General features: G+C 28.4%; 11 protein-coding genes. All 11 read left to right on the forward strand.

The window, feature by feature from the left end; genetic code table 11:
* The 11 genes from OJ995_RS13230 (at position 1) to OJ995_RS13280 (ending at position 8,759) form a co-directional block, all read left to right on the forward strand.
* Positions 1-1,527: a protein phosphatase 2C domain-containing protein gene (locus OJ995_RS13230; RefSeq protein ID WP_264369869.1), complete on the forward strand. Its 1,527-nt coding sequence runs from the start codon at positions 1-3 to the stop codon at positions 1,525-1,527.
* A gap of 15 nt (positions 1,528-1,542) precedes the next feature.
* Positions 1,543-3,051 (forward strand): helix-hairpin-helix domain-containing protein, encoded by a 1,509-nt coding sequence (locus OJ995_RS13235; protein ID WP_264369870.1) that lies wholly within the window; start codon positions 1,543-1,545, stop codon positions 3,049-3,051.
* Between the two features lie 30 nt (positions 3,052-3,081).
* Complete coding sequence (locus OJ995_RS13240) at positions 3,082-4,146, forward strand: TerC family protein (RefSeq protein ID WP_264369871.1); 1,065 nt, start codon at positions 3,082-3,084, stop codon at positions 4,144-4,146.
* Between the two features lie 10 nt (positions 4,147-4,156).
* The gene (locus OJ995_RS13245) at positions 4,157-5,179 is read left to right on the forward strand and encodes a PrsW family intramembrane metalloprotease (RefSeq protein WP_264369872.1); all 1,023 of its coding nucleotides are present in this window, start codon (positions 4,157-4,159) and stop codon (positions 5,177-5,179) included.
* Complete coding sequence (locus OJ995_RS13250; RefSeq protein ID WP_264369873.1) at positions 5,180-5,476, forward strand: DUF6804 family protein; 297 nt, start codon at positions 5,180-5,182, stop codon at positions 5,474-5,476.
* Positions 5,473-6,276 carry an endonuclease/exonuclease/phosphatase family protein gene (locus OJ995_RS13255; protein WP_264369874.1) on the forward strand — a complete coding sequence of 268 codons (804 nt, stop codon included), beginning with the start codon at positions 5,473-5,475 and terminating at the stop codon, positions 6,274-6,276. The genes OJ995_RS13250 and OJ995_RS13255 overlap by 4 nt, the downstream gene beginning before the upstream one ends.
* Before the next feature lie 84 nt (positions 6,277-6,360).
* The gene (locus OJ995_RS13260) at positions 6,361-6,936 is read left to right on the forward strand and encodes a hypothetical protein (RefSeq protein ID WP_264369875.1); all 576 of its coding nucleotides are present in this window, start codon (positions 6,361-6,363) and stop codon (positions 6,934-6,936) included.
* Positions 6,937-6,949: 13 nt separating this feature from the next.
* Complete coding sequence (locus tag OJ995_RS13265; protein WP_264369876.1) at positions 6,950-7,486, forward strand: hypothetical protein; 537 nt, start codon at positions 6,950-6,952, stop codon at positions 7,484-7,486.
* 52 nt (positions 7,487-7,538) lie between these two features.
* Positions 7,539-7,805 carry a hypothetical protein gene (locus tag OJ995_RS13270; protein ID WP_264369877.1) on the forward strand — a complete coding sequence of 89 codons (267 nt, stop codon included), beginning with the start codon at positions 7,539-7,541 and terminating at the stop codon, positions 7,803-7,805.
* A 40-nt stretch (positions 7,806-7,845) separates the two neighbouring features.
* Complete coding sequence (locus OJ995_RS13275; RefSeq protein WP_264369880.1) at positions 7,846-7,914, forward strand: DUF4113 domain-containing protein; 69 nt, start codon at positions 7,846-7,848, stop codon at positions 7,912-7,914.
* An 80-nt stretch (positions 7,915-7,994) separates the two neighbouring features.
* Entirely contained in the window at positions 7,995-8,759 is a 765-nt protein-coding gene (locus OJ995_RS13280; protein WP_264369878.1) for a hypothetical protein, read from the forward strand.
* Positions 8,760-9,666 lie beyond the last annotated feature (907 nt).

The following is a 9,666-nucleotide window of genomic DNA, read 5'->3' on the forward strand; positions in this document are numbered from 1 at the left end:
ATGTCATATACAAAAGACTATATAGAAAAACTTTTTACAGGAAATAATATTACTTTAAATCACAAGAATAAAGAAGTATTTGAAAAGTTTATAATTGATGAAGAAATAATACAATCGGTTGAATTAATTTCTAACCAACAAAAAAGCATTATGGAAAATTGGAGAATTAGAGAAAGTATTAATGATATTATAAACAATCAAGTTCAAGTTCCTAATGGAACGGTTGGAAAAGCCTACGATTATAAATTTGATTTTATCCAATTAAACTGGAGTAACATTATTTTCTCTGAATTTGAAGGTTTGGATGAAATGGGCTTGTCTTATGATAAAGATGAAGAGCGAATTTACGGAACTCCTACAGCTAATGGTGATTTCAAAATAAAATTGAAATTTAGAGTAAAAGGGGAAAATGAAAATAGTACGTTGAATGAAAAAGCAATAAATCTAATTATTAACGCTGACCCTAAATCACTTTGGCAAAATAAAGAGAGTGATAAAACAGATAGATTTTGGAAGGAAGATAATGTTAATGTATTTGATAAATTAGGAACCAAGAATATAGTAGTTTCATCTAAAAGAGGTCGTTCTCATGCAAATGTAGGTTCATTCCGCGATGATGATTTTGCTTTTCATCATTTTGAAAAAACAGGTTGGAGCGTGATAGCAGTTTCAGATGGTGCGGGTAGTGCTAAAAACTCACGTAAAGGTTCTGAAATCTCTTGTAACGAAGTAGTTAATTATTTCGAAGTTAATTTTAATGATGAAGTTGTTAATAATTTTGACCAACTTATTCTAAATCATTATAACGATAGTAATAGTAATTCTACAGTCGTAGAACCACCAATTGAAGAAAATAATGTTACTGAAACTATTACTGATGCTGAAGTCACAACTAATGATAATGCAGATATAGTAAAAGAAACTGAGGTAAAAGAATCAAGCCAAGTTCAAATAAGTAAATTTATCTATAATTACCTAGGAGGTTGTGCTAAACACGTTTACAATAAATTAGAAGAATTCTCAAATAAAAATGAGTTTCCAATAAAAGAATTACACAGTACATTAATCTTTTCGTTATTTAAAAAATATGACTTTGGTTATGTAGTACTTTCATTTGGTGTTGGTGATTGCCCAATTGCAGTAATAAACAAAGATCTTACGGAATTAAAATTATTAAATTGGTTAGATGTGGGTGAATTTGGTGGAGGAACAAGATTTATTACAATGCCTGAAATTTTTACAAGCGATAAATTTTATACTCGCTTTGCATTAAAAATTATTGATGATTTTTCATATTTGATGTTAATGACTGATGGAATTTATGATGCAAAATTTGTGGTTGAGGCTAATCTTGAAAAATTAGAAAAATGGAAAGAATTCATTGAAGACCTACAAGGTAATAATGAAGATAATGCAAAAGTGGTTTTTGAGGAATCCAATACCGAAATTGCAAACCAACTTTCAACTTGGATGGATTTTTGGAGTCCAGGAAACCATGATGATAGAACTTTGGCAATTGTTTTTTAATTAAAATTTTTAAAAATGTCGATAATAACAGTAAAATCAATTCTAAATGGTACTTCTTATCAATATGTTGATACAGGAGAACCTAAAAGTGGTACTGCAAAAAACGTATATTTTAGTCCCGACAAAAAATACGTAGTGGCTATTTTTAAAGAAAAACAGGATTTTAATCAAAAAGAGCGTTTAAAAAAAATCACGTCAGATTATTTAACTCGTATTAAGAATAACGAAGGAGGTGATTATTATTTAGATGAAATATTTAGATGGCCAACTGACGTTATTGAACATAATGGAAAAACTGGAATTGTAGTTCCAATTTATAATTCAAAATTTTTCTTTAAAAAAGGATATGCTACTCAAGATTTAATTAAGGGAGAAGAAAAAAATGGAAAATGGTTTGCAGGTGCAAAATTTAGAAATAGACAATTTCCATTAAGTTTAGATCATTCCGAATTAGGTAATTGGTTAAACTATTTTCAAATTTGTGTAAATCTTTCTAGAGGAGTTAAGAAAATGCATCAAATGGGGCTTTCTCATTCCGATTTATCTTATAATAATGTACTTGTTGACCCACAAACCGGTTCTGCTTGTATGATTGATTTAGATGGTTTGGTAGTTCCAGGTATATTTGCTGCTGAGGTAATTGGTACAGCGGATTTTATCGCTCCTGAAGTTTTAGCAACAAAACACTTAGGTAAAAACGACCCAAATAGAAAACTTCCTAATAGATTAACTGATTTACATGCTTTAGCTTGTTTAATTTATATGTATCTATTGCACAGACATCCTTTGAAAGGAGGTAAAGTACATGATTTAGATACAGAAAAGGATGACTTATTATCTATGGGAGAAAAGGCTTTGTTTATTGAGCATCCTACTGATAAGAGTAATCGTCCAAAGATGAATCAAGTCTCAAAATGGGATCAATATTGGTCGGATATAGATAAATTGCCATATACAATTACTGGACCCTATTTGAAACCACTTTTTGATAGAGCATTTATTGATGGTTTGCATAATCCTATGGCTAGACCAACAGCTGACGAATGGGAAAATGCGTTATTAAAAACTTCTGACTTAGTTCAAACATGTGGCAATAGTTCTTGTGAACAAAAATGGTATGTTTTTGATAACACCAATACACCTAAATGTCCATTTTGTGGTACAAAGCATCAAGGAACATTACCTGTTTTAGATTTTTACTCGCAATTTAAAGAAGGCGTTTGGAAACCTGAAAACCATCGTTTAATGGTCTATAACAACCAATACTTGTTCCAATGGCATGTAAATAAAAATATCATTAGAAATGAAAGATTAACAGCTGCTCAAAAAGTACCTGTTGGCTATTTCACTTTTCACAATAACAAATGGGTTTTTGTAAATCAAAAATTAACGTCTTTAGTGGACAAAACTGAAAACATTGACATTCCTATTGGTGGAATGTTAGAATTAGCCGATGGAAAACAAATATTGCTTTCTAAAGAAGAAGGCGGTAGGGTAATGTTAATTACTTTAGCAAATAAATAAAAAATTCAATAACTCTTAATTATAATTAAAATGGACAATCATCCTATTTTCGCAGAACATCCTTGGTTAATAGTAACCTTTGGAGTTGCAGTTTTATTCATGCTTTTATTAGATTTAGGTATCTTTAACAAAAAGAGCCATGAAGTTTCAAATAAAGAAGCCATAACATGGTCTTTAGTTTGGATTTCTTTAGCAATGGCATTTAGTGGATTAGTTTATTATTATGCTGGTGCCACTAAATTCTATGAGTTTCAATCAGCTTATTGGATTGAAAAAGCGTTATCGGTAGATAATTTGTTCGTTTTCATTTTAGTATTCAAATTCTTTGATGTTGCCAACCAGAATAAACACAAAGTACTTTTTTGGGGTATTATTGGAGCTTTAGTATTAAGAGCAATATTTATTTTCTCAGGTGCATTCTTTATAGAACTCACATACTTGCCTAGTTTTAATTTAGGAAGTTTTAATTTTATTTTAGAACACAATGAAGGCGTTGAAATTGATTATGAAAAATTAAATTTTTTTAAACCAAATATAATTTTAACATTGTTTGGTTTATTCCTTGTGTATGCTGGTATTAAATCATGGTCAGCAGGTGATGAAGATGATGATGAAGATTACAACAATACTAGAGGTGCTAAATTAATCAGAAGTATTTTTAGCGTTAGTGATAAATACGATGGGGATAAATTTTTTACTTATGAAAATGGTAAAAAATTAGCAACACCACTTTTAGTTGTGGTTGCGGTTATCGAATTTACAGATTTACTTTTCGCGGTAGACTCAATTCCTGCAATTTTTGCAATTTCAAATGACCCATTCATTTTATATACTTCTAATATTTTTGCAATTTTAGGATTAAGAGCTTTATTTTTCTTATTAGATAATTTCATTCATTTGTTTAATAAACTACCTTACGGATTAGCTGTAATTTTATCTTTCATTGGAGTTAAAATGATAATCGCACCATTCTATCATATTGAATCAGTTGTTTCATTAATGGTAATTGGTGGAGTACTTTTAATTTCAGTAATTTTGTCAGTAATGTTCCCAGATAAAAAAGAGGATGATATTGAAGAGGAATTAGCAGAATAAATAAAATGATATGCAATACTTTATAACAAGAAATGGAAATCAATTCGGACCTTACGACATCAATACAATTAAAAACTATGTCAATTTAGGTCAAATACTTTTGCAAGACAAAGTAGTTTCTAATAAAGAAGAGGTTTCAGTTCGCGATATTTTAAAAAAACATCAAGTTAAAGTAAGCATCAAAAACAATGGTAATATAATGAAGCAAATTCAGTCTTTAGGACTGAATTTGCTTTTACCTAAAGATTCATTTTCATTTAAAAATTTTAAAAGCGACAACAAGCTTTTACTAATTTCAATCATTGGTTTAGCTCCTGCATTTTTAATAAAATTTACTAATGCATCGGTATTTACATTTTATGCAATAGCATTATATTTCTCATCTATTTGGGGATTGTTTTATTATGAGTTATTCAAAACAAATCAAGTAAAAATTAAAAAAGCAATTTATATCTTCTTTACTGTTCAAATTGCAATATTCATTTTAGTTTCTATTCTCAATATTAATCAATTCAACCCTTTTTACAGACTAATAGGAGATAATAATTCGTTTATTGAAAGAGTTATAGGATTTACTTTTGGTGTAGGTGTATTTGAAGAGCTTATTAAAATACTACCTGTATTTTTCTTTTTAAAATACGCAAAAGAACCCCAACTTCCGCAAACTATGGTTTTTTATGGACTTATTTCAGGAATCGGTTTCGGTGTTTTTGAAGGCGTAATGTATCAAATTACGGTAAATTCTAAACTAGAATACAACGAATCATTTTTTCTAAATATTGCACGTTTGACTTCACTACCATTTTTACATTCCATTTGGTCAGGAATTAGCGCTTATTTTTTGGCTTTTTGTTTTATTAACCCTACAAAGCGTTATTCGTTATGGATTTTAGCAATTATGATTCCTGCAATTTTGCATGGTTTGTATGATGTGTTTACGTGGTCGTTAGTTGGATTATTTATATCATACATTGGAGTAGCTTTGTTAGTTATTTACTTAAAAAACGCTAAAAAATTTTATAATTCGATTTAAATGAGAACATCTATTAAACTAATTCTAACCATTCTCCTCTTGGGTTGTCTAATCGACTTTCCTTACGGCTATTATCAATTTGTTCGTTTTGCTGCTTTAGTTGGGTTTGGTTATTTAGCTTTTAAAGCAAATGAACAAGGGTATAAAAATGAAGCATTTGTTTATCTGGCTTTGGCTATTTTATTTCAACCTTTTATTAAAATTGCATTGGGTAGAACCATTTGGAATATTGTGGATGTGATTGTTGGGATCGGATTGCTAGTATCCTTATTTTTGTCTAAACAAACTAATAAATGAGAAAAATTCTACTCCTAGTTCTTTTCATAACTAGTCCGCTTTTCTCACAGGTTAAGCTGATTTCTTGGAATGTAGAGAATTTAGGAAGTTCTAAGTCACCATCTGATTTATTATACATAGTCAATATTCTTAAAGATTATGACGTTGTGGCATTACAAGAAGTGGTTGCTGGAGATGGTGGAGCACAAGCTGTAGCCAAATTAGCGGATGAACTTAATAGAAAAGGTTCAAAATGGGATTACACCATAAGTGACCCAACTAGTAGTAGTGCCTATAAAACGGAACGCTATGCATTTTTATGGAAAACTAGTAAAGTTAAAAAAGTAGGAGAGGCTTGGTTGGAGAAAAAATATCATTTAGAAATTGACAGAGAACCTTACTATTGTACATTTGATTATAACGGAAAGCAGTTTACTATTGCGAATTTTCACGCCATAACCAAAAGCAGACAACCCGAAACTGAAATCAAGTATTTTAAATTTCTACCCGAGCAATATCCAAAATTGAATTTACTTTTTGTGGGTGATTTTAATTGTCCTCAATCACATACCGTATTTAATCCTTTGCGAAATATAGGGTACTTGCCTGTTTTTGTTAACCAAAAAACTTCATTAAAAAGGGAGTGTAGTAATGAAGAATGTTTGGCCTCTGAATTTGACAATATTTGGTATAACAATTCGAAAATTAGTGTGGTTAATTCTAAAGTAATTCATTTTTATGAATCTTTTAATACATTAAAAGAAGCAAGAGAAATTTCAGATCATATTCCCATTGTTTTGGAGTTTAATTTGATTAAGTAAATTTTCTTATAAAAATTCAATCGAAATAAAATGAATAATACAGTATTAAAAAAATTAATTTAATTAATTTTTAAATCATTTACAATGCTAAAAATCAAAATATTATTTATTTACTTCGTTCTACTTAGTTCAATAAGTTGTAATAAATTAGATCATTCTGAAAACAAATTGATATTAGTTAATAAATTCAAATCTTGGCAAAAGGAACAAATTAAAATGGGTAAGTATTTGAATGCTGAAAGATGTAATTTATCGTACTTTACTGATAATGATTTAGAAGTAACAAAATCGTTGCCTACTATTGGTTTTCCATCAGATTCTTTAATAAAGTACCACTTTGCTGATATTAACGAGGATGATATGCTTGATGCAATAGTGGTCTATAATATAGTTTCATGCGATGCAGCTGCGGCTTTGAACAATGCTCAAAATGAAATAGTAATTTTGTCAAACAATAATAAAGATTATACCATAACAGAAGATTTTTTTTTAAAAATAAGAGATAAAATTGGTTATGGTAATTTGTATGTTGACAGTCTTAAAAATAATGTTGCCTATGCTACCTATCTGGAACATCTTGATTATGATCCAAGGTGTTGTCCAAGTTATATTAGAAAGGTAGAAATTGATATGAATACAAAGGATTACATTCTAAAATAATAAAATCAGTAAATTGATAGATGTCTTAATAGAACAAACAAATTCTGCCATTGAAGAATTATCAATTTCTTTAAAGAGTAATATTTCATTTGAAACTTTAGTAAACTGGATAAATATAAATAAAGAAATAGAACTTGAAACTTTAAAATATACATGCGAAGAAAATAAATTTGGTGATTTTTGGTCTTTATTTTATTGGATTGATGGAATGATAAAATTTTTTTCAGAAAAAGAGATTATTGAAGATTGTATTGGTGAATTTAATAATTTAGACAAGCAAAACACGGATAATGTATATTCTTTTTTAATTAAATATGAGCCATTATTAAAAAACTTTTCTATTTCTAAATCACTTCTTTTATCAGAACAAAATAGTAAACTTCAACAAGTATTAAATTCGTTTATGGACTTTTCCTATTTTAAAAATGCCAAATATTTACATGATTATATTTCAAGTAAAGTCATTATGTTTTTTTACTTAAAAAACATGCAAAAATTAGATGAAAATAAATTAAAAGAAGAAATAGGGAAGGCATATTTGTTTTTATAAATGAATACTGATAATAAGGATAAATCAGAGTTAATAACAAAAAAGAAACAAAATGATTTTAGTTTATATAGTAAGTTTGATAATTATAGTAAAGCTTTATTCTTCTTGGATAAAGAAAAACAAAGCAGTCGATTCAGAATCGAAACCAATTCAAACAAAAGGAGATAATGAAAATGCTTCAAAAAACCGATTTTTATATCCATCAGACGGATTTGGTATAATGGAACAAAACATTGTATATGAATCTAAAACATATCAAAGTATAAAGAAGGATTACAATACAGAAACTAAAAATTTTGAAATTGTTGAAAAAAAATAAAATCAAGTTCACTAACCAATCCCTCGGCAGACAATGGAAAATGAAACAAGAAAAATTATCAAAATCCTACACAACAAGATTAGACGAAATTATAACAATCAAAATTTAAAAAAGTTGTATATATTTGATGGTCTTTACTAGTTAGCGGTCAGGCTAAAAGAGGACACCGCACAGAATGAAAACTTCTAAATGACAAAGACAAAAAAGTTAATAGGAATTCTACTGACAATAATCTTGACAACTTTGTTAGGATTGATTTACTATTTTTTTGAAAACTTTTTTTACAGCGACTTTGGATGCGGTTGTAGTTCAACTTGCACAGGATATTATCCAGTTTTGACTTCAAGACTAATTGGATATAGTTTGTTAATCAGTTCTACTATTTTGTTCATTGCAAGTATTTTGAAGTTAAAAGGACTTTCAAGACTATGGACAATTCCAGCAATGATAATTTTCGGACTTGCATTTTACGGAAATGGATATATGATTTTTAATAAGGGTGGTTGTGGCTACTCATTAAATCAAAGAATTTTGTTTATACACCAAACAAAACTTGGTGACTTTGCCAAAACGAATGCAGAAACAATAAGTCTTGACAGTTTAAAAGACGGAAAATTAAAAGGAAAATTATTAGGTTATTCAATCAAGGAAAACGAATTGACTGCTTTTAGGATTGACGACAAGCCTTTAAAAGTTAGGACAAGTTTTCTATTTTGGAAAGTCCGAAACAATGTTATATTAAATGACATTTCTTATGGACTGAGCACATTCCGAAATTTTGAAGCTGAAAAGGAAAAAGGCAAATATGAATTCATAGGCGGACAAGGAATGACAGAAAAAGACTTTTTAAACGAATTTGTTCTGACACAAAAAGATTTAACCATTAATTTGAAGAACAAAAAAATAATAAATCATAGTGACGGAACAACTAGATTTTTATTTGAAAAAGAATAACGAAAAACAAGTCCGAACCGCTAACAGCAGTTTGCTTCAATGGCTACTCCCGGATTTTCCTATTGAAAATGAGCTGCTGAATGAAATGTTTTGATATATTTTTAATTTGCAGAAGAAATTATAGAAAAGGTAGAAATAGGTTTGGAGAGTTTCAGAGCAATAATTGAGAGTTTGAAAGGTTTATTACCTATGAATTATAAAGAAATACTAGTGTCTTCATAGGTGAGATACTAGTTTTTTTTATTTTTCATAAAGAACATTTTGATCAAAACTTTATATAGGTTATAGATGTGCAATTATCTATATTATTCCGAATTAATAAGTTTTAAAACGTGTTAATTTTAGTAGGCTGTTTTTTAAACTTAATCATGATCTATCTTATCTATTTTAACCTATAATATATCTATGAAATTCTATCTTCAGACCTATTTTTTCAACTATTTCTTTGACCTATACTTATCTACTTTTCGATAGATTAATTATCTATTTTCATTCACTTTTGAATCTACTTTTTTAATTATTTCTTTGATCTATTTTTGACCTATAGTATATCTATAAAATCACATTTTTAGACCTACATCTTTCAATTATTTTTTTGACCTATATTTATCTACTCTTCGATAGATTATTTATCTATTTTACATTTATTTTCGAACTTAATTTTTCAATTATTTCTTTGATTTATTTTTGACCTATTCTTATCTACTTTTCGATAGATTAATTATCTTTATTTCATTCACTTTCGAATCTACTTTTCAATTATTCCTTCAATCTATTTTTGATCTATCTTTATCTACTTTTCCATAGATTCATTATCTATTTTACATTCATTTTCTAATCTATATTTTCAATTATTTCTCTACGACCTATTCTTATCTACTTTTCGATAGATTCTTATCTATTAGTT

Origin of the sequence: Flavobacterium lacisediminis (genome assembly GCF_025909975.1) — a bacterium.
Classification (GTDB): domain Bacteria; phylum Bacteroidota; class Bacteroidia; order Flavobacteriales; family Flavobacteriaceae; genus Flavobacterium; species Flavobacterium lacisediminis.

What these genes read in the sequence shown, in the direction of transcription:
- OJ995_RS13230 (WP_264369869.1), top strand. Translation starts at nt 1, where the DNA reads ATGTCATATACAAAAGACTATATAGAAAAACTTTTTACAGGAAATAAT.
- OJ995_RS13250 (WP_264369873.1), top strand. Translation starts at nt 5,180, where the DNA reads ATGAGAACATCTATTAAACTAATTCTAACCATTCTCCTCTTGGGTTGT.
- OJ995_RS13270 (WP_264369877.1), top strand. Translation starts at nt 7,539, where the DNA reads ATGATTTTAGTTTATATAGTAAGTTTGATAATTATAGTAAAGCTTTAT.
- OJ995_RS13240 (WP_264369871.1), top strand. Translation starts at nt 3,082, where the DNA reads ATGGACAATCATCCTATTTTCGCAGAACATCCTTGGTTAATAGTAACC.
- OJ995_RS13235 (WP_264369870.1), top strand. Translation starts at nt 1,543, where the DNA reads ATGTCGATAATAACAGTAAAATCAATTCTAAATGGTACTTCTTATCAA.
- OJ995_RS13245 (WP_264369872.1), top strand. Translation starts at nt 4,157, where the DNA reads ATGCAATACTTTATAACAAGAAATGGAAATCAATTCGGACCTTACGAC.
- OJ995_RS13255 (WP_264369874.1), top strand. Translation starts at nt 5,473, where the DNA reads ATGAGAAAAATTCTACTCCTAGTTCTTTTCATAACTAGTCCGCTTTTC.
- OJ995_RS13260 (WP_264369875.1), top strand. Translation starts at nt 6,361, where the DNA reads ATGCTAAAAATCAAAATATTATTTATTTACTTCGTTCTACTTAGTTCA.
- OJ995_RS13280 (WP_264369878.1), top strand. Translation starts at nt 7,995, where the DNA reads ATGACAAAGACAAAAAAGTTAATAGGAATTCTACTGACAATAATCTTG.